Below are 25,200 nucleotides of genomic sequence, written 5' to 3' on the forward strand. Positions count from 1 at the left end.
GTCTAGCGCGCCAGCTCCTGCTTGAGCTCCTCCAATTCGTCGCCGCCGGCCATCCACTGGGTCAGCTCCGGCAGCGTGACCTCCTCCTTGGAAGCGTCGAGAGACATCTGCCCCACCGTGAGCACGATGAAGTGATCGCCCACGAGGTAGGCGTGTTGCGGGTTGTGCGTAATAAACACCACGCCCATGCCGCGTTCGCGGGCGGCGTCGATAAAGCGCAGCACCATGCCTGATTGCTTCACGCCGAGCGCGGCGGTGGGCTCATCCAGGATGATGTAGCGCGCGCCGAAGTAGATGGCGCGGGCAATGGCGACCACCTGGCGCTGGCCACCGGAGAGGGCGGAGAGTTCCACGGAGACATCGCCAAGCTCAATGCCCATCTCGGACAACTGCTCGTGCGTAATGCGCTTCATTTCCTCCTCACGCAAGCTCCCCAGCGCCCCGGTGAGCTCTTGGCCTAGGAAGAAGTTACGCCACACAGACAGCGAGGGCACTAGCGCCAAATCCTGGTACACGGTGGCAATTCCGGCATCGAGGGAATCGCGCGGACTCGTGAGATTCACCTCTTCCCCATCGACGGTGATAGTGCCGCCGGTGGGCTGGTTGAGGCCGGCGAGGATTTTAATCAGCGTGGATTTACCCGCGCCGTTATCACCCAGCACGCAGGTCACTGCGCCTTCCTTGACGCGGAGGTTGATACCGCGCAGGGCGTGGAAGTTGCCAAATGTTTGGGAAATATCGTGCAACTCAATCATGGTTATCGCTTCCTCGTAAAGTTGGCCACGGAAGTGTTCGTGAGCACGGCAAAGAGCAGCATCGCGCCGAGGAAGAACTTGAACCAGTCGGGGTTCCAGCCGGCGTACACGATGCCCTGGTTGGTCATGCCGAAAATAAGCGCGCCGATGGCGGTGCCCACCGCGGTACCGCGCCCGCCGGTCATGGAGCAGCCTCCAATGACCGCAGCGATGATGTAGAGGAACTCGTTGCCAATACCCTGGCCGGCCTGGATGGAATCGAAGGCAAAAAGGGTGTGCATGCCCACGAACCACGCTGCAAATCCGACGAGCATGAACAGCGCCACCTTGACGCGGCGCACGGGAACGCCGACGGCGCGGGCGGCTTCATCGTCACCGCCGACGGCAAAGACCCAGTTTCCCCAGCGCGTCTTGTAGAGCACCCACGAGGCGATGGCGACGAAGAGGATCCACCAGATGACGGTGGCGCGGATGCTCAAGCTGCCGATGTGGATGGTGCCGGAAAAAATGACGCGGGCAGAATCGAAGCCTTCCATGTCCGAAATGGTGGGGGTGGCCACCTGGCCGGTGACCAGCTTGGTAATCGCCAGGTTGAGACCCTGCAGCATAAGGAAGGCCGCCAGAGTAATAAGGAAGGAGTCGATCTTGGTGCGCACCACCAGGAAGCCGTTGAGCGCACCGATGGCCAGTGCGGTCAGCAGGGAAAGGCCCACGCCCACCCACGAGTTGAGGTGGAAGTTGTAGTTGAGCATGGTGGCCACGAGCGCCGCGGAGGTCACCGCCACGCCGGAGGACAAATCAAACTCATTACCAATCATGAGCAGGCCCACCGCCAGAGCCACGATGCCCAACGTGGAGCTGGCGTAAAGCACCGTGGAGAAGGCCTCCACCGAGCGGAAGGCGGGCGCCACGATCATGAAAAGGACGAAGATGACCACCGCGCCGAGCAAGCTGGCCAGTTCCGGACGGCGGATGAAGCGCGCGAAGCCGCTGCGGCGGGTCAGGCGGGTATCGGCGGGGGTTGATTGCGCCTCGTCTGATGCAGTCGTGGCTTCGCTCATCGCAGGCCTGCCTTAGCGGATTCGGAGATGATGTCCACGTTGGTGGAATCCACGAAGGAGGGGCCGGTGTACACGGGGCGTCCGCCGCCCATGGTGGAACCGTTGCGGTGTGCCAACCACAGCGAGTCGACGGCAAGGTAGCCCTGCATATAGGGCTGCTGATCGACGGCCCACTGGATACGCTTATCCGCAATGGCGTCGACAAGCTCGGCGTTGGTGTCGAAGGTGGAGACCTTGGCCTCGGAGGCGGCGTCAGCAACCGCGTCGGCGGAGCGCATGGCCACGGAGGCCTGCAGCGCCATGACCCAGTCAATGGACGGGTCCTGGCTCAGCTTCGCGTTGATGGTGGACTGCGCGGTGGTGAGATCCTTGCCGTTGACGTACAGGATCTCAACCTCGCCGTTGTCCAGCCCGTCCTTCACGCCGGCACAGCGCGACTCCTGCGAGGAGTTGCCCTGCTCGTGGATGACGCACAGTACGTGCTTGGCGCCATCGTCTTTGAGGCGCTCGCCGGCCTTGGTGCCGGCTACCTTTTCCTCTTGGCCGAAGAAGGCGCTCATGCCGTATTTCTGGTAATCATCCATGCCGGCGTTAAGCCCCACGGTGGGGATGCCAGCATCCACGGCCTTCTTGGCCACCGGTCCAATCGCCCCAGCGTTGGGCATGGTCACGGCGATGCCATCCACCCCGGAGTCGATGGCGGACTGGACCAAGTTTGCCTGGTTGGGCGCTTCCGGGTCGGAAGAGTAACGCAACTCGATATTGTCCTTGCGCGCGGCGTCCTCCGCGCCCTTACGCACGAGATCCCAGTACGTATCACCTGGTGCGCCATGGGAAATCATGGCAACGACAAGACGCTCGGTGTCGACGCCACCGGCTAGCTCACCGTCAGCTTCGGGACGGGGCGCACCACCGGTGGCGGAGCAGGCGGCAAGAAGGGTGGCAGCGGCTACCGAAATAAGGCCTAGTAGTGGCTTCTTAGCTTTATTCACCCTTGCATGGTGCCCCAGATTGGGGGACTTCTCCAACCCGCCTGACCTGCTTCTTTATCGTTCCAGAGGGGACACGCTGGGGATACTCTAGCGCCTGCTACCCCCGTTTCGTTGTGTCTCCTCCCTCCGGTTCGAGGATGCCGTTGCGAAGCCGAGCGGATTCGCTCAGCAGCGTTGCTGCCTCACGTTCAGCTACCTCGTCAGCTGTGCCTGCTCCCAAGTTGCGCTTTACCGGCCGCTCGTACAGCGATGGCCCACCGCGCATGCCTTCTTCTAAGCGCCGCAGTCCACGCAGCTCGCGATCGGCGGCGGCCACCCGCCAGGCTTCGGCCACGCCCTCACCCTGCTCCCGGGCCAATGCGGCAAAGAAAGCACTCGGGTGAACCAGCGCGATGAGGGCGGAGACGTGCCCGAAGCCCAGAGATGTCACCAGGCCCGCCTTCGGCGGGGTGCGGCGAAGGTCCAGCGGCTGGCGCAGCCACAGCAGGTGCTCGTGGCGGCGCAGCACGGGGTCGACGCAGTCCAGGGAACGGTTCGGCGGGAGAATTCCGCTGCGCAGTACCTGGGTCAGACCGATGAGTTGGAAGGCGGCGGCACCGCCCTTGGCATGCCCGGTCAGGCTCTTCTGCGATATCACATACAGCGGGTTGCCGGGGCTGCGGCCGAGGGCGGCGGCGATGCGCTCGTGCAGGTCAGATTCGTTGGGGTCGTTGGCGTTGGTGGAGGTATCGTGCTTGGACACCACGGAGATATCGTCGGGGCCGACCCCCAGCGCCTTCAGCGAGCTAGCCAGGCGAGACTCCCTACCGCCCCGCGCCGCGGAAAGTGCGCCCAAGCCCGGCGCGGGGATGGAGGTGTGCGCGCCGTCAGCGAAGGACTCGGCAAAGCCCACCACGCCCAGCACTGGCAACCCCATCTCCGCCGCAAAGCTTCCCCGGGCGAGCAGGATAGTCCCGCCGCCTTCGGATTCCACGAAGCCGGCACGACGGCGGTCATTAGCGCGGGAGAAGAAGCGATGCTCAATCCCCTTCGCTTCCAACTCCGCGCTATCGGCAGTGGCTGCCATGTCACCAAAGCCGGTAATACCCTCGATGGACAGGGCATCGATGCCGCCGGCCACGACGAAGTCCGCCTTGTGCAGGCGCAGCTTGTCGAAGCCCTCCTCCACCGACACCGCTGCCGTGGCACAGGCGGCCACCGGGTGCACCATCTGGCCATAGCCGCCGACATAGGACTGCATCACGTACGCGGCAATAACGTTGGGCAGCGCTTCCTGCAGGATGTCATTGGGGCGTGGCTGGGCCAAGAGCTTGTCGACGTACAGCGAGCGCAGCGCCTCCTGGCCTGCCATGCCGGTTCCCTGGGTGGAGCTCACGCGCGCCGGGTGGACATGGGCTAAGAGCTCGGCCGGGCTAAAGCCTGCAGAAAGGAAGGCATCCACTGTGCACACCAGGTTCCACAGGGCGAGCCGGTCGAGGTTATCCACCATGTCCGCGGGGATGCCGTAGACCTGTGGGTCAAAGCCCTCCGGAATCTGGCCGCCCGCAAAGCGGGTCATGGCCACGCGCCGCGGGACTCGCACCGCGGAGCCAGCAGGGCGGGTGACCTGCCATTCGACCTCACCTGTCGCGCCATCGACGCGGCGGAGTGTGGCGCCCTCGCAGCTGTCAACGAAACTGCGCGCCGTCTCTTCATCCTGCACGGTGAAGCTCAGCGGCTTCTCTAGATAGATGGTGGTCAGCTCGGGCGCGAGGTTATCCAGCATAGGTAGGTGTGGTCCGAAGTCATCGTGGAAGCGGCGTACACCAATCCCAGCGAGAACTTCGTCGTGGAAGCGCTCGTAGACGTCTTCCTCTGCTAACTTTTCACCTTCGGCCGTCAGCCATCCGGCTGTGCGCTCATCCCAACTAATGAGTCCGCGACTCCAGGCCAGCTCCAGCACGCCGGCCGCGGAGAGCTCTCCGCCGACCTCCACCTCATAGCGGGTACGCGAGGAGCCCAGCGGACCGAGCTCTCCCGCGCCGACGATGACCACCATGTCCTCGAGAGTCTGCGTTACCCCACTGAAGTCGGGGCTGGTCGACTCCGCAGGTTTCAGCACGTTCGGCAGGGCCTTCGCCGTTCGCGAAGCCTTCTCTACGCGCGAGCTACCAGCTGCCAGTGGTGCATCTGCTTCCTCTGGCTGTGACGCCCGGGCAAGTGCGGCTAGGTCCAACTCAGCATCGGCCAGCCCGCCGGTGAGGTCGACGCTCAGCGGTGAGGACGCTGCCTGAGCGCGGATCTGCGGGGACGCGGTGACGTCGAGAAGCTGCACCGCCATCTCCTTCGCTGAGAAGGTCCGCACGCCGCGGGCCTCCACCTGCTCAACCAGCGGATCGTTGCCGCCCATCAGGCCGGTGCCGCGCACCCACCCGATGTGGGCGTGCACCAGCGAGGTGCGCGCTCCCCAGCTGGATTGCTCGGAAGACCAGCGGTTAACCAAGGCATCGAGGGCCGCCTTGGCCTCGCCGTAGGCGCCATCGCTGCCGAAACGCCCGCGGTTTGGCGAGCCTGGAAGCACCACGTGCAGGCGGTGGCCCACGTGTGTATCCGTACCCACAGCGGAAAGCGCCGCAATAAGTTTTTCCACCGACCACAGCAGCAGGCGCATTTGCGACTCCGCCCCTGCCCCCACCTCCTTGAGGGTGCCCGTCACACGCGGCGCGGCGAAGGGGAAGAGCAGGTCCGGCACATAGGCCGGCTTTATCTGCACGGTTTTACCGCCCACGGTGGCGGTGTGCTCCGCCGCAATCCATTCCACGAGCGCATCCACGTCCGCGAAAGAATTGAGGTTTACGGGAAGGACCCACAGCGCGGCCGCGCCGACAGCCCGCCTGCGGTAGAGCTCCTTATAAAACTCCAGGCGCTCGTGGCTTAGCTGGGAGGTTGTGGCAATCACGGTTGCGCCCTCCGCAAGCAGTTCCCCGATGAGCTCCGCGGCGATTGAGCCTGGTGAACCACCTGTCACCACGGCTACCTGGTCAGCGAAGAGCAACCCGTCCGCCGGGGTGCGGGCATCGCGGGCCAAGTCCACATAGCCGAAGTGCTCGGCCAGGAGCGCTACCTCCTCACCGGCGCCCAGCACGTCGAGTTCGGGCTCTGTTTCTCCGGCGGCGCCTGCGCGGGCGATGTCCTCGCGGGCGCTGGCCCAGCGGTCGTCGAGAAGCACTGCCTTGCGCGCATCAAAAGCGGGGGCGACGCGCTGCTGCCAGTCCGGCCCCAGCTCCGTGGCAACGAGCTGCTCCAGCTCCGTGCGTGCTGCGCTGTCTCCCTGCTCAATCAGGGTCTCCTCACAGCCGAGGGCGGCGAGTGCGGCGCGGGCGGAGTCCTCCAGCGCCGATTCAAGGCGCTCGGTATAGGCGCGCACCGCTTCCGGGTCCACGGCCTCGTGTGGCGTTGCCGCTGCGGCCTTCTGCAGTGAGACTCCTTCACATTCCCCGGCGGCGCACACGGCGGCATCAATCAGCGCATCAAGCTCAGCTACCGACGCCACACCGGTCGTGGGCAAGCTGGCCAAGTCCCCGCCGCGCAACGAGGAGCCCTCGCGAGTACCCAGGACCAGCTGCACAGTCGCGCGGTCGACCCAGCCTGGCCCCAATCCCCAGGTACCGCTCACGCGCTCGGCCACGTAGCTGGGCTTCTTACCCGCCGGTCCCGTGAGCCGGTTGAGCGCCTGCGCAACCTGCTCTGTGAGGACCTCCCCGAATGGTGCATAGCCCGGCGCGCGCTGCGCCACACTCTCCGCCAGCTGCGGGATGGGTGTATCCGCAGCATTCTCGATGGCGCTGATGCCGAATTCCACGCCAAGGTCAACGAGCAACTGGTTGCGGCGGGAGGATACGCCTTCCACGAGGGTTTCGATGGAATCAGTCGCGGCCATTTGATCAGGGCGGACCTTCGTCCACAACGCAATAAGCATCTCGAGGGCCTGGTGCACGCTCAGCGGGCAGTCCTCGATGGCGGCCGGCGCCTCCTCACGTGGTGCCTGCACGGTTTCTTCCTGGTGTGTGTCAGGTTCTACCGATTCCGCTTCGGCGCTAACCGGTTGTGCGGCTTGCTCTGCGACCGCCTTCGCTGCTGGCCCGGGTGCCGGCTCGGCGTCTTCGGCAAAGACTCGCCCATGGTCGCGCTCATAGTTGAGCACCTCGAGGTCTGCGCTGCCCGCGTGCTGGGGAAGGCGCAGGGTTTGGCCCAGCATGTTGGTCAGCGTCGGCGCGGCGCCCACACCGACCTCGATGAAACGCTCCACGCCAAGCTGCGCGAGGAGCAAATCCTGGGTCTCTATCCAGCGCACGGGGGAAGCAAACTGCCAGGCCAGAAGCTCGATGAGCAGGGTACGGCCCAGGCGCGCCGGGCTCGCCACGGCACCATCGAAGTCCGCCAGAATCTCCGCGATGGGTTCCGAATCCACCACCGCGGCGATGGATTCCACGAACTCGCGGCTCAGCGCGAAGGGCCGCGCCACAAGGTTTGGAATATAGCGCCCCACCAGCGGGTCGAGATTGATTTCTTCAGGAATGAGTACATCGAGGTGCGCGCGGAAATCTGCCACGCCGCCCACTAAGCGGGAGGAGTGGAAGGGCACGTCAATCCCCGGAATGGGGATAACGGCACGCTGCCCAGGGGCGCGGCGCTCGGCGTCATCCGCCAACGCATCCAGCCCCGCTTTCGTACCGGCCACTGCATATTGTCGCCCGGCGATATTGTGGTTGACCACCTCAAGGAACTCGCCCGTATCCGCAGCGACCCGAGCGACATGGTCAAAGGCTTCGGTCGCGCTCATCCCCATCTTGTTCGGGCGCAGCGCAGCGAAACCGTAGAGAGATTGCCCAGCGGAATCGCGCTCGACCAGACGGTGCATGGTTAGACCGCGGACATAAACGATGTCCAACACTGCTTCCAAGGACAGGACCTCGGCATAGGCGGCCAGGGCGTTGTACTCGCCCACCGAGTGGCCAGCGAAGAAGGCACAACTTTCAAGAACCCCGGATTCTTTAAGCGCTGCAATCTGTGCGCAACCCAGCGTCGCCATAGCCACCTGCGTGAACTGCGTCAGATATAGCACGCCATCCGGGTGGGTGAATGCCTCACCATCCACCACCACGGTGTCGGGGTTATGGCGGACGATCTCCAGGATGGAAAAGCTCAAGCTCCGCCGCGTGTGTTTATCCGCGCGCTCCCATACCGCGCGCGCCGCCGCGGATTCTGCGTAGTCCTTCATGCCCATTCCTGGGGACTGGATGCCTTGGCCCGGGAAAGCATAGAAAGTAGTGGGGCTGCTCATTATCGCCCTTGCCTGCAGCACCGGCACGCCCTGACTGGTGGCGGTCACGCTGCGGACCTCACCGTAGCCGCGCCGCTTGTCGACGCCCACCCGTTCCACATCAAACTCCACCTCACTGCCGGGAAGCACGGGTGCAAGCCAGTTAACGGACCACTCGAGGACGCGGGTGCTGTCAAATGCCGCAGCCGCCTGCGCCAGCGCCGAGGTCCACATGCCGTGGACGATCGGGCCTTGACGATGCCCCGCCAGTGCCGCAGCGTTCGATGACAGGTGGATGGGGTTCCTATCCCCCGTTACAACGGCGAAGGGCCGCAGTGATTCCGGTGCCACCGCGGTGGTGCGGTGGCGGAAGGAACACGGAGTCTCACGGAGAGAGGACCCTGCACTGTTTTCTTGGCTGTTTGCTTGCGCGTTGGTTTCGGATGCATCACCATGCCGTCCGGTAATCAGGAAGCGCTCGTGCATCTGCGCGAATTCATGTTCTTCGTCGCGCACGGCTGTAGTCACGCCGACTGTAATGTCGACAACGCGCCCCGACGGTGTATCGCGTACCTCCTCCAGCTCGGCGGTGTAGCGCAGGTCCAAAGGCTCAGCGTCGGGGGCGGCGCTGCTGCGAAGCCGATCCCAGGCGTGCGGTGTGAGGCTCAGCGAGTGCTCGAGGTGGACAAGGTTGAGGAAGCCCTCCACTATCGGCTCCCTGCACTCGGTGTGGGCGCCGGCCAGGACTGCGAAGAGTGCCGGCCAGGCGCGGCCAACGAGGACATCGGGCGAGGCAGCAGTGCTCATCTCCCCGCTCGTCACCGCACCATACTGGGCAATGTCGGTGGCACTGAGGTCAGCGCTGATTGTTGCGGCCCCGGAATCAACCTCAGGTAGGTCGCCGCCGGCAGCTTGGCGCAGCAGCTCCCGCATGGCGGATTCGGCATCGTCGACAATGACCAGTGGTGAGGCGCCCGGAATGCGCGGCGAAGTGATGCGCACACGCAGCTCAGCTCCGGAATGGAACGGAACGGTCAACCACATGGCATCGTCGCCGGCAGCCTCCAGTTCCACGCCATGAAGGCCCAAGCGCAGAGGGTTGGGCTGCTCGCGCCCGGCCCAATTCAGCCCCGGGGCGCGGCGAATGAGCTCTTCAGTGCTGAAAGCGGGCTCGCCAGAGCCATCCTCGGTCTCGTCAAGAAGCGCAAGTGCCGCCTGTTCGAAGCGGCCAAGTATCTGCGCCACCGGCCCGTTGGCCTGCTCGATTCCCTCAACGGCTGCCGTGCCAGGGATGATGCAGACCTCATCGGCCTCGTAGTGCTCATCGTGCGCCTGCCACAAGGTGTCGCGGCGCCAGCGGCGGCGTACGTCAGAATCGATGACCGGCACAAAGTTTGCGGGTTTGCCCGGACCATCCACGAGCTGGATGAACCATGCGGCGTCGGTCGGGTGCAGCGCGGCGTCACCGTAGAGTTCGGTCAGTTGGGCACTTGCCGCAGCCGGGTTTTCGCGGTCAACCTCAACGCGCAACTCAATCTCGCCGTGGTCGGTCGGATGAAGGCGGGCTTCGGCGCGAGCCACCATGCGCAAGAATCGACTCAACCAGGATTCATCGACCCAGCCGTCCAGGTAGGACAGCTCGAGGTAGCGCTGCAGCCACTCGGAATAGGACATCTCATTAAGGTCCCCGAAATAGGGCTTGCACGTGCACCCGATGGCCTCAATGATCTCCGCGCGGTGAGTCTCCACGGCCGCAGCGTCACCGGCCGCCTCATCCAAGAGGCGCCCAGCGCGGGCAAAGGAATTGTCCAGCTCGTGAATGTCTGCCCCCAGGTCCGAGCGTCCCGATACAACGTCGTCGCGCTTCGCAGCGACGAGCGCCTGCTTTACCGACTTGGATGCGGTGGATTCCTTCGCCGCCATGGCAGCGGTGCCCACCATGATGGCATCGACTGGCGCTGCGGGCAGACCGTAGCGCTGCGCCCACGTGCCCAGCAGGTACTCTGCTCCACGCGCTGGGGTACCGATTCCCCCACCAACGGCGAGAAGGACATTGTCGTGCTCACGGATCCGCGCGTAGGTAGCAACAAGGACCTCATCGAGACTTTCTAAAGAGTGGTGGCCACCGGCCGCGTTACCTTCCAGCTGCATGATGACGGTGGTCTCAGGGAGTGCGTCCGCAACGCGGAGAACCTCCTCCACCTGAGCCGAAGTTCCCGGCTTGAAGGCGACCCACGGGATATTCGCTGCGTGGAGCTTCCCCACCAGCTCTATTGCCTCCTCCACAGGCGGAATACCAGCGGAAATCACCACGCCGTTGATAGGCGCTCCCACTGCGCGTGCCTGCAGAATCGAATTCGGCCCCTCGATCTGGCGGCGCCACTGGGAAGCCGCGAGGTACAGCGCATTGAACTGGGCGTTAACCCCAGGCTGCAGCAGTCGGCCCAGGGTGTGCAAGTTCTCTTTAAGGATGGCATCGGTGTGCTGTCCCCCGCCGGCCAATTCGGCCCAGTGCCCGGCATTGGCTGCCGCGGCGACGATGTCCGGGTCGACCGTGGTGGGGGTCATCCCGGGGAGCATGACTGGTGAGTAGCCGGTGGCCCGAGTGAAAGCAGTCGACAGACGCCCGTTTACCACGCGCGGGGCCCACTCGGACCACGCGCGTGGCAGAGAAGGTGCGCGTCCCGGTTCCACGAGCTGAGCCAGTCCTTGCGCTGTCCCCACGGCCAGCGTGCCCACGCCGTGCCCGGCAACGAGATCGCGTGTCAGCGGCTCCACCCCGCGGGTGGGCCCGACTTCAAGGATCCAGCGAGCCCCAGCGTCAAGCGCCGAATCAACGCGCTCGGGCCAGTCCACGTAGTCCGTGAGCACGGCGCGCGCGAGCTGCGCGGTGATTTCTGGGTCCAAGCCGATTCGCCCGGCCCAGCTTTCTACCTGTTCCACCGCATACTGCATGGTGGGATGGTGGAACGCGGCCGAAACGTCAAGGTCGGAAACGGTGACTGCGGCGGGCTTGACTTCCTCCCCTTCCGTAAGGGTCGAGTTCTCCTGCAGCGCGGCCTTCACTCGGGCAAGCTCAACCGGTGTTCCGACGATGACGAAGCGCCCCCGTCCGTTGTCGAGGCCAATGCGGGCACCGGCTTCATGCAGTTGCTGCTTCGTCGCACCGGTCACCGCCGCCATGGGTGCGCCCTGCGCGGTGCGGACGAGCCCAGCGCTGCGCGCGGTAGTCACCATGGCTGCGCCGATGAGACGCGCCAGTGCCAGAGCCCCCGCTGGGCTCATGCGCTTCTTCACCACCGCTGCGGCGAGCACGCCTTGGGAGTGGCCGATGCTGCTCACGGCGTCCTCGAGTTCTACTCCGTGTGCGCGCAGGTTTTCTAGCACCGCCAGCTGTGCGGTGAGGATGCCGGGAGTGGAAAGTGGGACGTCGGCAAGCGCGTGCGCCCACGCCGGCTCCGCATCCGCCCAGGCCAGGGGTGCAAACCCGTGTGGCGCAGCGGGCAGGAGTTCCTCGTCCAGTGGGGCAAGCAGTTCTTCCGCCTCAGCGAGGTACTCAGTCAGTTGCGGCCCGACACCAGTGGCAAGGGCGTCGCGCAACGTCGGCAGCCAGGCATAGCCTTGTCCGGAGAAAGACAGCGCGAAAGGCTCGGAACCCAAGTGCGCAACCAAAGGCACAGAGACGTGGGAATCGGACACCGTCACTACTCCCCCAAAGCGCGAGCGACAAGCTGCGCGGCCTCATCGAGGGAAGACCGGGCCTTCGACTCAGGAATATCAGAAAAGACCTGGAAGGCGTGGTCTGGGACAACCTCGGCCGAGCGCTGCAAGCCGCGTTCAGCAAGGTACTCGTCAAAGAACATATCGATACTCATACCGTGTGCCGATTCTACCCACTAGGATCACTACGTCATGGCCACTCGTACCCCGTTCTTCATCGCCGCACTACTTAACGCCGCGATAGCCGCACTGGTGGCTGTGGGCCTTTTCCTTCCCGCCCCAGCCGATCCCCCATTCGAGCAGCCCAGCGCCACAACGGCAGCGGCGCCGGTCCAGGAGGGACCTACAGAAGAACAGTCCGAAGAGGCCGCTCCCGCGCCGGAGATCGCCGAAACACTCGCCGCCTTGAATTCCTTGGAGGTCAAAGGCCGCGCTCCCATGACCGGTTATGAGCGTGAGGAATTCGGCCAAGCGTGGTCCGATGATGTGACGGTGGACTTCGGACACAACGGCTGCGATACCCGCAACGACATCCTCCGCAGGGATCTGGATCCGGAAAGCCTCGTGCTCAAGGAAGGCACCCACGACTGTGTGGCGCTGTCCGGGGTTTTGCACGACCCTTATTCGGGCCAGGACATTGAGTTTCAGCGCGGGGCGCAGACCTCACGCGCGGTGCAGATCGATCACGTTGTGGCGCTGGCCGACGCCTGGCAGAAAGGCGCCCAGCAATGGTCACCGGAGAAGCGCCGCAACTTTGCCAATGATCCACGCAACCTCCTTGCCGTCGACGGTCCTCTCAACCAGCAGAAAGGCGCTGGTGATGCCGCCACGTGGCTGCCGCCTAACAAAGGTTTTCGCTGTGAATATGCGCGCCGCATCGTCGAGGTAAAAGCGACCTATGGAATCTGGGTTACGGAGGCAGAAAAGGATGCACTCAGTCGGCTGCTGCACGCCTGCTGAGTATTTCTATCCCCCTTAATGTGTTTTAAGCGTTGCGGGTGCGTTCCGGCTACCCCCGAAATTATGCGCATAATATTCATCCGCACCTAACGCTGGAGCTTAGTTTTCCACGATCGGAATTCCGGGGCGCACTGCACGGGCAAAGGGCCTGACCCGTTCCCAAGCCATTCGCAAGCACGCCCTGCGCACTTCCATCATTCCGGTTGCGACCTCCGTTGCTTTCTCCGTTCCCGACATCTTCACCGGCGCCATCATGATGTTGACCATCTTCGCGTGGAAGGGCAACGAAAAGAGAGCCTTCCCAAGCTGCGGAAAGGCCCTCTTCATGTGGTTTTGAATGTGCTTAGTTATTGCCCTTGTTGAGCTGATTGCGCAACTGATCAAAGTAGTCGCGCGCGCTCTGCGGCTGGTTATTGCCCTGCGGCGGGGCCGGGAAACCCGAGAACTGACCAAAGCCCTGGCCCTGCTGTGCGTTCTGTACGTGCTCCTGTGCTTGTTGCTGTGCGCGCTGCGCCTGCTCCATCATCTCAGCATCGCGGCGGGCACGCTCATCCCGCTCGCGGCGCTCCTGTTCCTCACGACGGCGACGCTCCGTGGCGGCATCCTCGCGGCTGTGCTTTGCTTCGCCGGCCGGCATCTTCGGCTTCGGGGCTTCGTTAATAGCGTTAGTGGACAGCAGCGTATCGCGCATACCGCCGAAGAGATCCTGCATGCCGCCCGGGTTAGACGGCATGTACAGCACATTGGTGTGGGCGCGGTCGGCCACGTCCACCATGGCGTCAAGGTACTGGGAGACCAGCATGAGGGTCTCGGGGTTCTCCTGCACACCGGCAGCACGCAGCAACTCGTACTGCTGGGCAATACCTTCGACGATTTCCTTACGCTGGTCAGCCACACCGCGGCCCTGCAGCTTCTTGGCCTCGGCCGCACCTTCGGCTTCCTTGACCACACGGATCTTCTCAGCTTCTGCCTGCGCCACGGCAGCCTCGCGCTCACGCTGTGCGGCGTTAATAGAGTTCATGGACTCGCGCACGCGGGCATCCGGGCGAATATCGGTAACGAGGGTGTTAACGAAGTTCCAGCCGTAGGCGGCCATGTTATCGCGCAGGGACATCGCTACGTTGCGGGCGATGGTGTCCTTGGAAGAGAAAGAATCATCCAAGTTCATGTTCGCCACGGAGGAACGGACGTTGTCCTGGACATAGGCCACGATCTGCTGCTCGTGGTTGGACAAGGTGTAGAAAGCCTGACGCTCGCTGCCCTGAACTACCTCGTACTGCACGGCAACGGGGATCTGGACGAAGACGTTGTCCTTGGTCTTGGTTTCCACCATGACATCGAGCTGACGGATCTGCAGGCTAATCTTGGCGCGCACGCGGTCGACATAAGGCACCTTGAAGTGCAAGCCCGCGTGAGCAACGCTCACGAACTTACCCATCCGCTCAATGATGGCGGCCTCCTTCGTCCGGACGATGAAGAAACCGTCGAAGGCAGTGGCAATAATAATGAGGAGAATCACGCCAATGACGATGAGACCGGCCATAGGCTTATCCTTTCTGCTCGGTTAAGGTTTTCCTAACCAGTGTGCCATACGGTGACCACCACCACATCTCGAGAAAGAACATTCCCCGAGAGCTCTCGGAGCACTCTTATCGCTCATCAGCCGCGCGGAAGAGCTCGCCCAAAATCCCCGCGCCGTCCTCACCAATACCGTTGTGCTGGAAGCGGTTGGTCACCACTGGGCGCAAGTCGCGGTAGGTCTCTCCTGTAGCCAGGGAGTCTTCGAAGGGCACGAAGATATCGTCCAAGTAGATGGCGGCGGAGGCGGTAACGGGTGCGGCGGCAAGTACGGCCGCATCATACGGAGAGCTTGCCCACTCGTGGGCGGCGAGCTCCTCGGCGGCCTGCTTGAAGGGGCGCAGCGCCGGATCCTCATCGAACTGCCAGGGGAAGATGTGCTCACCAGTGAGATAGGTACCATCCTCGGCGAACTCGGGGAACTCCTCACGCATGCGGTGCGCAGCCCAGCCGGTGACGGCCTGGCCGCCGACGCCACCGTAGATAGATTCATGGATGGCCGCGTACAGCGGGCCAGCCTGGAAGCTCACGCGGCTTCCGACGTCGTTGAGGAAGTCCGAACGCAAGCGCTTCTCCCCACCCACGGTGCGGAAAGGTTCCTCCAGCAGGTAGCCCAAAGAATCGAAGCCAGTGCCGCGCCCCAACTCAATTCCGATAGTGCGGAAGCGGCGCGCAGACAGGCGCTCCCCTGTCGGAAGTAGCTCCTCCGAGTTGTCTAGGTGGTGGAGGATTTCCTCGACGCGCGCTTTAGCCCACGGGAACTGGGCATAGAAACGCTCGTGACGCACCTTGAGCTTGGCAAAAGTCGTGCGGTAGAGATCATCTGCACCCTTGGCCAGGGTAGGAAGGCCACCTGTGAGGAAGGCTCGGCCGATAGACTCCGGGAACATCGAAGCATAGGCCGTGATGATGAAGCCGCCGAAGGACTGACCAAAGAGATCCCAGGACTCCTCCCCCAGGTGCTCACGCAGGTGTTCGGCATCGCGCACGATGTTTTCCTGGCGCAGTTGGGCCAAGCGCTGTGCGGTGCGGTCCTCGGCAGGACTCAGCTCATCAATGCGGTGGCTGCGACCCGTGCCGCGCTGGTCCGTGAGGATCCAGCGGTAGCGCTCCAAGCCCTTCCCGATGAGTCCGGAAGCACCCGTCGGCCTTGGCGCGGGAAAACCCGGCCCGCCCTGGTTATAGAGCAGCGCTGGGTAATTCTCACCGCCGGGCGGGATGATTTCCCGGGCGTAGAGCTCGAACTCCCCCGCGGCGGGATTGTCATAGTCCCAGGGGACGGTGATGGTGTGTTCCTTGATGGTGTGGCCGAAGCGTTTCATGCTTCTAGTAGACCACGAAACCCTCCTCGCGGAACGCATCGCGGATAGATTCAACATCTTCCGGTTTCGGCGGCTTGGTGTCCTCGAGAGTGTAGGGATAGCCCAACTCGCGCCACTTGTCCGCGCCCATGTTGTGGAAAGGCAGGACCTCGACGCGCTCGACGTTGCTCTTCCAGCGGGAGACAATCTTGACAACGTTGGCGACGTTTTCTGGGGAGTCTGTCAGGCCAGGGACGACCACGAAGCGAATCCACACCGGCTTGCCCATCTCATTGAGACGGTCACCGAAGTCGATCGTGGGTTGCAACTCGCGGCGAGTGACTTCCTTGTAGGTCTCCTCGTCACCAGCCTTGACGTCCAAGAGAACCAGGTCGATGTTGTCCATGTCCTCATCGCGCACGCGTGAGCCTAGGTATCCCGACGTGTCAATCGTCGTATGAATACCGGCGTCATGGACCTCTTTGAGCAGGCGCCGGGTGAAGGCGATTTGGAACAGCGCCTCGCCACCCGACAAAGTCAGACCACCTCCTGAAGCCTTGAAGACGGGCTTATAACGCTTGACGCGCTTGACCACATCCTCGATGCGCTCCAAGGTGCCAACCTTCATCTCCATGGTGTCAGGGTTGTGGCAATACTGGCAGCGCAACGGGCAGCCCGACATGAACATGGTCATGCGGGTTCCGGGGCCATCAACAGCCGTAACCAGCTCCCAAGAATGCACGAGCGCGACATCGCCGGAGCGGCGGGCCTGCATCAGCTCCGAGCGGGTAAAACCGTCGAGGTCGTTGTCCGTTCCTAAACCGGCGGCGGCGCCGCGCACCTTCTCCCCTTCTTCAGGAGAAAGACGCACGACGCCGGTAATGCCATCTGCCATTTAGGAACCCTGGTGGAAGGTGCGGGAGATAACGTCCAGCTGCTGCTCGCGTGTGAGCTTCACAAAGTTCACCGCGTAGCCGGAAACGCGGACCGTGAGGTTCGGGTACTTCTCCGGGTGCTCAACGGCGTCCTCCAAGGTGGACTTGTCCAGGACGTTGATGTTGGCGTGGTAGAGGCCCGAGTCCATGTTGTTGGCGGTGCGGTTGGCCTTCATGGTGGCGAGGCGCTCGTCAAAAGTTGGGGTTGCCATGATGTGTTCTCCTTGGGAAGTGGTGTGGAAGTGGTCTATTCGGAATCCATGATGAAGCCGGCGTCGAGGACGCCCACCAGGTTGGTGATGCGCTCCTCCGGGGTGCGGCCCAATCCGGATGGGGTGATGGTGTTGGTCAGTGAGATGCCATCGAGGGCATCCTTGTAGTCCAACTTGCCCACCGACAGCATGGAGGCAACCATGCCGTGGTTATCCGCGCCGTTCTCCGGGTTAGCGCCTGGGGCGAACGGGGTACCTGCCTCGTGGCCGGACGGGAAGGAACCAGTTGCCTTGCCGTAGACCACGTTGGAGGTAATGGTCAGCACCGACTGGGTCGGAATGGCGTTGCGGTACATCGGGATGGCCTTAATCTTCGCCATGACGGTGTGGACGATGGTGGCGGCGATATCATCGGCGCGGTCATCATCGTTGCCGTAGAAGGGGAAGTCACCTTCCGTCTTGTAGTCCACGATGAGGCCGGTCTCATCGCGCACCGGGTAGACCTTGGCGTACTTAATGGCGGAAAGCGAGTCAGCCACGATGGACAGGCCGGCGATACCGCAGCCCATGGAGCGCACGATATCGGAATCGTGCAGCGCCATCTCAATGGACTCGTAAGCGTACTTGTCGTGGCAGTAGTGGATGATGTTCAGGGCCTCAACGTAGGTGCCGACGACCCAGTCCAGCATCTCCTCGTACTTCTGCCAGACCTCGTCAAAGTCGAGCGGGCCATCACCCTGGATAGGCTCGTAGCCATCCACAACCTGCTTGCCGCTGACCTCGTCGCGACCGCCGTTGATGGCGTAAAGCAGGGCCTTGGCGGCGTTCACGCGGGCACCGAAGAACTGCATTTGCTTGCCGACGGCCATCGGGGACACGCAGCACGCAATCGCGGCGTCATCGCCCCACTGGTCACGAATCTGCTTATCGGACTCGTACTGGATGGAGGAGGTCTCAATCGAGATGTGGGCGCAGAATTCCTTGTAGCCCGCCGGCAGCTGCGGATCCCAGAAGATGGTGATGTTCGGCTCCGGTGATGGGCCCAGATTAATCAGGGTCTGCAGCAGGCGGAAGGAGGTCTTGGTGACCTGGTGGCGGCCATCCGTACCGAAGCCTGCATCGGTCCAGGTTGCCCAGTACGGGTCACCGGAGAAGATCTGGTCATAGTCCTCGGTACGCAGGAAGCGCACGATGCGCAGTTTGAGAACCAGCTGGTCGATGATCTCTTGGGCATCTTCCTCAGTGAGGATGCCTGCGGCGAAATCACGCTCAAAGTAGCAGTCGAAGAAGGCGGAAAGGCGGCCGATGGACATCGCTGCACCGTCTTGGGACTTGATGGAGGCCAAGTAGCCAAAGTAAGTCCACTGCACTGCTTCGTGGGCAGTCTTCGCCGGCTTCGAGATATCGAAGCCATAAGACTCAGCCATGATCTTGAGCTTCTTCAGGGCCTTGATCTGCTCGGCGTGCTCCTCACGGTAGCGGGCCCAGTGCTCGGAGAAACCGAGGTCTCCCACCGCGCTCTTGGATGCTTCCTTCTCGGCGATGAGGTAGTCCACGCCATAGAGAGCCACGCGGCGGTAGTCACCGATGATGCGGCCGCGGCCATAAGCATCCGGCAGGCCGGTGATGATGTGGGAGGAACGCGCTGCGCGGATGCGCGGGGTATAGATATCGAAGACCGCATCGTTGTGGGTCTTGCGGTAACGCGTGAAGATCTTCTCGATCTCCGGATCGGTTTCCTTGCCGGCTTCCTTAATGGCCTGCTTGACCATGCGCCATCCACCATTGGGCATCATGGCGCGCTTGAGCGGAGTATCCGTCTGCAGACCGACGATGACATCATCATCCTCGGAGATATACCCAGCCGGGAAAGCATCGATATCACTCGGGGTGTGGGTATCCACATCGAAGATGCGCTTCTGGCGCTCGACGGAAAGATAGTTCTTCTCCAAATGATCCCACACGCGCTGCGTCTTCTCGGTGGGCCCAGCGAGGAAGGAAGAGTCCCCGTCATAGGGGGTGTAGTTTCGCTGGATAAAATCACGAACGTCAATGTTTTCAGTCCACGGGCCGGGCTCAAAGCCCTTCCATGCCTCGAACTGCACAGACTGTTCCGTTGCGGTGGTCACTATATTGACTCCCTTCATAGTTCACACGACGCGTAAACACTTAGTCGCAGAAGGGTTGTAGGTGACTTCGGCTCACGGGCAATTCGGTCAACACGTATCGTCACCGAACCCCTCTCTGTAGCCCATAGTAGGGGGACAAACGCATAACCTCACATCGGCACATGCGTGCCCCGCGCCACCGAACGGGCTGGTTTTAGCACCACACAGGTCAGCTCTCTCATAGGTAACGGCCGTACGGTTGGATGCGGGGGTAAATCACCCCCTGACGTGGCCTTTCCCACACCTTTCGGGCGAGTTCTTGGTGCCTGTCCGCGCCGCACTCTATTGTTATGCGCAGTATCCTCATCTCGCCCTTCAGCAAGGAGCTCTTTGCGTGTCTCACACCGCCGCTACCGCTAGCCCTGCCACTGCCCCAACCCACCCCGTTGATGTGGTCCCGCCGGCGCCCAAGCTGGCGGCACTCGGACTCCAGCACGTTCTCGCTTTCTATGCCGGCGCGGTCATCGTGCCACTGCTTATCGCTGGTTCCTTGGGCCTCGATGAGGCCACCACGATTCACCTCATCAATGCAGACCTGTTGACCTGTGGTCTGGCGACGTTGATCCAGGCGGTGGGCGTCGGCAAGCACATCGGTGTCCGCCTTCCCATCATCCAGGGTGTGACCACCACGGCGGTAAGCCCGATCATTGCCATCGGCATGAGCGCTGGCGACCAGCCGCTGCCGACGATTTATGGCGCGATTATTGCTGCCGGTATCTTTACTTTCTTTGCTGCGCCGGTCTTTGGACGCGTGCTCAAGTACTTCCCCCCAATTGTCACCGGCACCGTGCTTCTGGTGATGGGCACGTCGCTGCTGGCGGTCTCAGCAAATGACTTTGTCAATTACGCGGACGGGGTTCCGGCCGCACGCGATCTGCTCTATGGCTTCGGCACGCTCACCATCATTATCATCGTGCAGCGTTTCTTCCGCGGCTTCCTGGGTACTCTGTCTGTGCTGCTTGGTTTGGTCATCGGTACTGGCGTGGCCTTCGCACTGGGCGATACGTCCTTTGACGGCGTGCGTAAAGCCGATGCCATCGGTATGACAACACCTTTCTACTTCGGTATGCCGAAGTTCGACATCATGGCGATTCTTTCCCTCATCATCGTCATGATCATCACCATGGTGGAAACCACCGGCGATGTCTTCGCCACCGGTGAGATTGTGAAGAAGCGCATCAAGCGCGATGACGTGGTGCGCGCCATTCGCGCCGATGGTCTCTCCACCACCCTTGGTGGCGTGATGAACTCCTTCCCCTACACCTGCTTCGCGCAGAACGTCGGCTTGGTTCGCCTGACTGGTGTGAAATCCCGCTGGGTAGCCGTGTCCGCAGCGGGCTTCATGATCATTCTGGGCCTGCTGCCCAAGGCCGCAGCTGTTGTGGCGGCTATTCCCTCCCCGGTGCTCGGCGGCGCCTCCCTCGCATTGTTTGCCAACGTTGCGTGGGCGGGCCTGCAGACCATTGCGAAGGAAGACATTACTGATGGCCGCAACGCCGCCATCGTTACCACCGCGCTGGGACTGGCCATGCTCGTTACCTTCAAGCCGGACGTGGCCACCGCCTTCCCGGAGTGGGCGCAGATCTTTGTCTCCTCCGGAATGTCCATCGGCGCTATCACGGCGATTTTGCTCAACTTGCTGTTCTTCCACGTCGGCTCGCAGTCTGGCGATGATGTCAGCCGTCTCGACGGCGCCGGCGTCTCGCTCAAGGAGCTCAACGACATGGACCGCGACAGCTTCGTCAGTGCGCTGCGCCCGCTCTTCAACAACGAAACCTGGCCGCTCGAAGCTGCCTGGGAGCTGCGCCCCTTCCAAGATGTCAGCCAGCTGCGCGAAGCAATCCAGGTCACGGTCCTCACTGCCCCCGGCGAGCAGCGCCGTGCCCTGATCCACGACTACCCCGCGATGGATGAGCTACTGCTTGCCGATTCCGACACCGCCGCCACTATCTCTGCTGACCGCGGTTCCTTGGCTCTGGATGACCTCGACGACGTTCAGACACAGCAGCTTATCGACGTCTCACAGGCCTACCGCGAACGCTTCGACATGCCATTTGTGGCGTACCTAGACACCAATGACTCGGCCGATCGCGTCATCGATGCGGGCGTGCGCCGCTTGTCCAACTCGGATGAGCTGGAACAGCGCGTGGTCTTGAGCGAAATCATCGAGATTGCCAATGACCGCTTCGATATCCTCCTTGCGGACGCTAACCCGGTGCGGGCTTATTGGGACCGCAAGTTCACGGAGGTGGAATGAACGTAGTTCATTCCACGTAGATGTAGTTCATTCCACGAAAGAGGGCACTCAGAGTGAGGATTAGCTGAACTCCATGGTGACCTGGGCCTCAGGATCTACTCCGCGAATGATGCCTTCATAAAAGCTGCGGGCTTGGTCCTGCAGGAGCTCGCGGTTGTCGTTGATGTCCTTGCGCTTCTTATCGGCGCTGAGGACATCTGACACTGTCGAGGCGGCGTCGAGTGGCTGGGTGGTCCAGCTGAGCACGCCGTTATCTTCCACTGCGGTCTTAAACTCTTCATCGGTATGCCCGATAAAAATGAAGTCCGGGATATGGACCGTGTAGGCATGCTCGCCGGTCTCAGTGACGCGCACATCCTTGCCTTCGATACCGAGCTTGGCTTTGTAGGAATACTGCACAAATTGGGTGCGGTCGGTCCACGGGACGCGTACACCAAATACTTCGCCGACAGAGGATTTCTCCGCCAGCCCCTGGATACCCAGGCTGAGCAACACCACTTGCTCTTCACGTTCGACTGCGTTGACCACCTGAGTATTAGTGGACTGAACTGGGGCGCTATAAATCTCGTTCGGCTGGCGTACGGCATACACACCCAAGCCAGCGCAAGCGAGTGAAAGAAGCACCACAATCGCGATAAGTGTGGTGCTCAGTTTGCGGCTCGTCATACCTACCTACAGCTGGAACTGCTGAATAACTTCAGTGCGGCGCTTGTGCTCCATCCAGAAGGACAGGAATGGAACAACGCCGGCAAGCGCCGTGGTGAAAAGCTTGCTTACCGGCCACATGGCACGCGGACCGAGGACCAGGATGGACACGAGGTAGACCATGTAGGCCACGCCGTGTGCTTGGGCGATGAGCGTGGCCCAGGATGGCATCTCCATCCCCACGCCGTATTGCAGAATCATGCGCGCAACAAGAATGAGAAGAAAAATACCGGTGATAGTGGCGGCAATGGAAAAGAACTTCAGCGGGCCACGGATACGCGCCTGGCGGTCAGGATGGACAGCGTTGTTGACTGAGTTGCTCATTAATACTCCTCTTCAGTGCCGCGACGGCGGCGCTGCTTGTTCATAGCGTTAAAGGTGTCCACATCAATCTGTGGGCGAGACGGTAGGAAATCTTCGTCGATTTTAGTCGCGGTGTGCTCCTTGGCCGCGCGCACGCTCTCTGCCTCATACTGGGCTGGCTCTTCTCCCCGCTCGAGTGCTTCGTTCTCGGCATCAATTCGCTCATTCTCGTAGCGTATGGCAGTGCGGTAAGCGTAAACAACAAATACCGCGAACAGCGGCCATTGGAAGGCGTATCCCAAGTTCTGGAAGGTTCCCGAACCGGAGCGGAACCGCGTCCATTGCCAATAAGCAAGGAATAAAAAGAGCACGACAAAGATCACGATGAGGACGATGTGCCACCATCGAACCTTCATCCGCTTTTTCGGTGCTGGGTTGGTGCTCACTCTCAACAGCCTACCCACCACGCCCGGAAAAGTGGATTTCCGTCTATGGGCTGCTGCCCTGTAGGCTAGTGAACGTTGCGCAGAGTCAAGAGTGCTCCGCAGCAACTAAATCCGCGCCCGTGGCGGAATTGGCAGACGCGCTAGATTTAGGTTCTAGTGTCTTATGACGTGTGAGTTCAAGTCTCACCGGGCGCACATAGTCAGACCCCCGCGCGGTTTCCGTGCGGGGGTCTTGTCGTCACAGCGCTCGGCAAGCCAGCCCAGCTCGCGGATACCGGGATTGCGGTCACGGCTTGGCTGTTGCCGGGGCTTGCGGTCATGGCCCGGCGGATGCTTAGGCTTGGCCGGCAAGCGCCGCTAGGGGTTCACGCAGCTGCGCCAGCGCGCGGCCGCGGTGCGAGACAGCGTTCTTCTCCTCCGGGGACATCTCCGCGGCAGAGCGGGATTCGCCTTCGGGCTGGAAGAGGGGATCGTAACCAAAGCCATTTTCGCCCTGTGGGGCGGTGAGCAAGGCGCCTGGCCAGCGGCCCTCCACCACGTGTTCCTGCCCATCCGGGGTCACCAGCGCGCAGACCGACACGAAGGCAGCCGCGCGACGTTCAGCGGGTACATGGGACATCTGTCCTAGCAGCAGCTGGTTATTCGCTTCATCGTCTCCGTGGCCGCCCGACCACCGAGCGGAGAGCACACCCGGCATGCCGTTGAGTTCTTCCACCGCGAGGCCAGAATCATCCGCGATCGTGGCCAATCCGGTGTGCTGTACCCCGGCGCGCGCCTTGATCAGCGCGTTATCGGCAAAGGTGCGGCCGTCTTCCACAGGCTCCGGGTAGGTTTCCACTGCGGACAGTGGGAGCAGTTCGATGCCCGCGATGCCGGCATCAGCGAGAATCTTCTCCAGCTCCTTGAGCTTCTTGGCATTATTCGAAGCGACGAGGAGTTTTACCATCCGAGGGCCGCCTTTTGAACGTCGATAAGCTGGGCGCAACCTGCCTGGGCCACGTCCAACATGTCGTTAAGCTCCGCGCGGCCGAACAGGCCGTGCTCACCGGTTCCCTGAATCTCGACGAAGTCTCCGCCCTCCTGCATCACCACGTTGAGATCAACCTCCGCGCGGGAGTCCTCTTCATAGGGCAGGTCGAGGCACACGTGACCGTCGACGATGCCGACGGAAACAGCGGCAATAGGATCCAGCAGCGGCTCGCCCGGGACGACGCCCTCCTCCTTGAGGTAAGCAATCGCATCAGCCAGCGCCACATACGCGCCGGTAATCGACGCCGTGCGTGTGCCGCCGTCTGCTTGCAGCACATCGCAATCCAGCTGGATGGTGTTCTCCCCCAGCTCGGAGAGATCAACCGCTGCGCGCAGGCTACGCCCCACCAGCCGGGAAATCTCGTGGGTGCGGCCCTTGACCTTGCCCTTCATCGACTCGCGCGGCATGCGATCGTGGGTGGCCGCAGGCAACATGGCGTACTCGGCCGTCAACCAGCCCTCGCCGGAATCCTTCTTAAAGCGCGGCACCCCAAATTCCACGGAAGCCGTGCACATAACTCGGGTGTTGCCGAACTCCACCAAGACCGACCCAGCCGGATTGGTGGTGAAGTTGCGGGTAATGCGGACGCTACGGAGTTGGTCGAGCGCGCGACCATCGGCACGAGTGAAATCAGTCATGCCTCCTACCCTACCGCGCGTGCTAAAAGTCGAGCTCCATACCGGCGGCACCGACGACGATCTCACCGTCGAACTCACGGGCCGCTGCTTCATAGGTTGCCGCAGCATCACCCCACGGCTGCAGGTGAACGAGCACCAACTTCTTCACGCCTGCCTCGCGCGCCAGGCGTCCAGCTTCTGCCCCCGACATGTGCATATCCGGGGCCTTGTCCTCCGAGGTCTCGCCCCAAGCGGCCTCACAGAGGAAAACATCCACGCCCTGGGCAGCCTCGACGAGCGCGGGCGTATAAGCCGAATCAGCTGAATAGCACAAGGTTGCACCGGTTTTAGTGTGTTCGACCCGCAAGGCGTATGTCTCGACCGGGTGAACTGTGCGGAAGGGGGTGATATAGACATCGTCAACAAGCTGGCGCTCGCGGTCCACCCAGGGGCTGAACGCAAACGTATCGCTCATGTCATCCACCCCGTCCGGAGCATCAGAGGACAAGCGGCCCAGGTGGGTTTCGGTAGTACTGGGCCCGAGGCAGAAATTGCGGGACGCCGCGGGTGCTGTGGGGTGGAAGCGCCGCCACACCATCAAAGACGGAAAGTCCAGGCAGTGATCGGCATGAAGATGAGTTAATGCCACGTGTGCATCGCAAGGATCCTGAAGTTCCTGCAGGCGTGCAAGCGTACCCGGGCCCAAGTCCATGATGATGGACGGAGCAGAGGGGAAAGACAAGAGATAGCCAGAGGCCGGATTACCCACGGTGGGCACCGAGCCGGAACAGCCTAGGATGGTCAGCTTCATGCGTTCAATAGTTCCACGAAACAACGGGGGATGCGGGATTTGGGTCG

18 protein-coding genes, 1 tRNA gene and 1 pseudogene are annotated in these 25,200 nt (G+C 62.2%); 4 read left to right on the plus strand and 16 right to left on the minus strand.

Annotated elements, in window-relative coordinates; genetic code table 11:
- Positions 1-2 precede the first annotated feature (2 nt).
- The 5 genes from CAURIM_RS10415 to CAURIM_RS10435 form a co-directional block, all read right to left on the minus strand.
- Positions 3-755 (minus strand): ATP-binding cassette domain-containing protein, encoded by a 753-nt coding sequence (locus tag CAURIM_RS10415; RefSeq protein ID WP_201829201.1) that lies wholly within the window; start codon positions 753-755, stop codon positions 3-5.
- A 2-nt stretch (positions 756-757) separates the two neighbouring features.
- Positions 758-1,816 (minus strand): ABC transporter permease, encoded by a 1,059-nt coding sequence (locus CAURIM_RS10420; protein ID WP_201829199.1) that lies wholly within the window; start codon positions 1,814-1,816, stop codon positions 758-760.
- The gene (locus CAURIM_RS10425; protein ID WP_201829197.1) at positions 1,813-2,808 is read right to left on the minus strand and encodes a substrate-binding domain-containing protein; all 996 of its coding nucleotides are present in this window, start codon (positions 2,806-2,808) and stop codon (positions 1,813-1,815) included. The genes CAURIM_RS10420 and CAURIM_RS10425 overlap by 4 nt, the downstream gene beginning before the upstream one ends.
- A 97-nt stretch (positions 2,809-2,905) precedes the next feature.
- Positions 2,906-11,809, minus strand: coding sequence for a type I polyketide synthase (locus CAURIM_RS10430; protein WP_201829195.1), 8,904 nt, complete (start codon positions 11,807-11,809; stop codon positions 2,906-2,908).
- Positions 11,810-11,814: 5 nt separating this feature from the next.
- Positions 11,815-11,985: a hypothetical protein gene (locus tag CAURIM_RS10435; RefSeq protein ID WP_201829193.1), complete on the minus strand. Its 171-nt coding sequence runs from the start codon at positions 11,983-11,985 to the stop codon at positions 11,815-11,817.
- A 37-nt stretch (positions 11,986-12,022) separates the two neighbouring features.
- On the opposite strand from CAURIM_RS10435, the gene CAURIM_RS10440 reads away from it, so the two are divergent.
- Both CAURIM_RS10440 and CAURIM_RS10445 read left to right on the plus strand, forming a co-directional pair.
- Complete coding sequence (locus tag CAURIM_RS10440) at positions 12,023-12,790, plus strand: HNH endonuclease family protein (protein ID WP_070443400.1); 768 nt, start codon at positions 12,023-12,025, stop codon at positions 12,788-12,790.
- Between the two features lie 127 nt (positions 12,791-12,917).
- A pseudogene (locus CAURIM_RS10445) lies at positions 12,918-13,073 on the plus strand (ABC transporter permease subunit); the annotation flags it as partial.
- Positions 13,074-13,133: 60 nt separating this feature from the next.
- On the opposite strand, the gene CAURIM_RS10450 reads toward CAURIM_RS10445, so the two are convergent.
- From CAURIM_RS10450 to pflB, 5 genes are all read right to left on the minus strand, one after another.
- Complete coding sequence (locus tag CAURIM_RS10450; protein ID WP_070711208.1) at positions 13,134-14,333, minus strand: SPFH domain-containing protein; 1,200 nt, start codon at positions 14,331-14,333, stop codon at positions 13,134-13,136.
- A gap of 106 nt (positions 14,334-14,439) precedes the next feature.
- Positions 14,440-15,690: an alpha/beta fold hydrolase gene (locus CAURIM_RS10455; RefSeq protein ID WP_201829191.1), complete on the minus strand. Its 1,251-nt coding sequence runs from the start codon at positions 15,688-15,690 to the stop codon at positions 14,440-14,442.
- Between the two features lie 4 nt (positions 15,691-15,694).
- Positions 15,695-16,564: a pyruvate formate-lyase-activating protein gene (pflA, locus tag CAURIM_RS10460; RefSeq protein ID WP_201829189.1), complete on the minus strand. Its 870-nt coding sequence runs from the start codon at positions 16,562-16,564 to the stop codon at positions 15,695-15,697.
- Positions 16,565-16,816 (minus strand): autonomous glycyl radical cofactor GrcA2, encoded by a 252-nt coding sequence (gene grcA2 / locus CAURIM_RS10465; protein WP_039676708.1) that lies wholly within the window; start codon positions 16,814-16,816, stop codon positions 16,565-16,567.
- Positions 16,817-16,851: 35 nt separating this feature from the next.
- Positions 16,852-18,963, minus strand: coding sequence for a formate C-acetyltransferase (gene pflB / locus CAURIM_RS10470; RefSeq protein WP_201829187.1), 2,112 nt, complete (start codon positions 18,961-18,963; stop codon positions 16,852-16,854).
- 355 nt (positions 18,964-19,318) lie between these two features.
- Here pflB and CAURIM_RS10475 point away from each other — a divergent pair, with 355 nt between their 5' ends.
- Positions 19,319-21,241 (plus strand): solute carrier family 23 protein, encoded by a 1,923-nt coding sequence (locus CAURIM_RS10475; protein WP_070730002.1) that lies wholly within the window; start codon positions 19,319-19,321, stop codon positions 21,239-21,241.
- Between the two features lie 60 nt (positions 21,242-21,301).
- On the opposite strand, the gene CAURIM_RS10480 is transcribed toward CAURIM_RS10475, so the two are convergent.
- The 3 genes from CAURIM_RS10480 to CAURIM_RS10490 are packed head-to-tail and all read right to left on the minus strand — an operon-like array spanning position 21,302 to position 22,665.
- Complete coding sequence (locus CAURIM_RS10480) at positions 21,302-21,907, minus strand: hypothetical protein (protein WP_070730005.1); 606 nt, start codon at positions 21,905-21,907, stop codon at positions 21,302-21,304.
- A gap of 6 nt (positions 21,908-21,913) precedes the next feature.
- On the minus strand, positions 21,914-22,270 hold the full coding sequence (locus CAURIM_RS10485) for a DUF3817 domain-containing protein (RefSeq protein ID WP_070711203.1): 357 nt from the start codon (positions 22,268-22,270) through the stop codon (positions 21,914-21,916).
- The gene (locus CAURIM_RS10490; RefSeq protein ID WP_070645924.1) at positions 22,270-22,665 is read right to left on the minus strand and encodes a hypothetical protein; all 396 of its coding nucleotides are present in this window, start codon (positions 22,663-22,665) and stop codon (positions 22,270-22,272) included. Before CAURIM_RS10490 ends, CAURIM_RS10485 begins: the two co-directional genes overlap by 1 nt.
- Positions 22,666-22,808: 143 nt before the next feature.
- Here CAURIM_RS10490 and CAURIM_RS10495 point away from each other — a divergent pair.
- A tRNA-Leu gene (locus tag CAURIM_RS10495) sits at positions 22,809-22,890 on the plus strand.
- 139 nt (positions 22,891-23,029) lie between these two features.
- Here the strand turns inward: CAURIM_RS10495 and rdgB are convergent.
- From rdgB to CAURIM_RS10510, 3 genes are read right to left on the minus strand one after another with little or no spacing between them, the layout of a single operon-like run.
- Positions 23,030-23,641: an RdgB/HAM1 family non-canonical purine NTP pyrophosphatase gene (gene rdgB / locus CAURIM_RS10500; protein WP_070711202.1), complete on the minus strand. Its 612-nt coding sequence runs from the start codon at positions 23,639-23,641 to the stop codon at positions 23,030-23,032.
- Positions 23,635-24,363, minus strand: coding sequence for a ribonuclease PH (gene rph, locus CAURIM_RS10505; RefSeq protein WP_201829185.1), 729 nt, complete (start codon positions 24,361-24,363; stop codon positions 23,635-23,637). The genes rdgB and rph overlap by 7 nt, the downstream gene beginning before the upstream one ends.
- 22 nt (positions 24,364-24,385) lie before the next feature.
- Positions 24,386-25,153 (minus strand): MBL fold metallo-hydrolase, encoded by a 768-nt coding sequence (locus CAURIM_RS10510; RefSeq protein ID WP_070443376.1) that lies wholly within the window; start codon positions 25,151-25,153, stop codon positions 24,386-24,388.
- Positions 25,154-25,200 lie beyond the last annotated feature (47 nt).

The sequence above is a fragment of the Corynebacterium aurimucosum genome (assembly GCF_030408555.1).
GTDB lineage: Bacteria > Actinomycetota > Actinomycetes > Mycobacteriales > Mycobacteriaceae > Corynebacterium > Corynebacterium aurimucosum.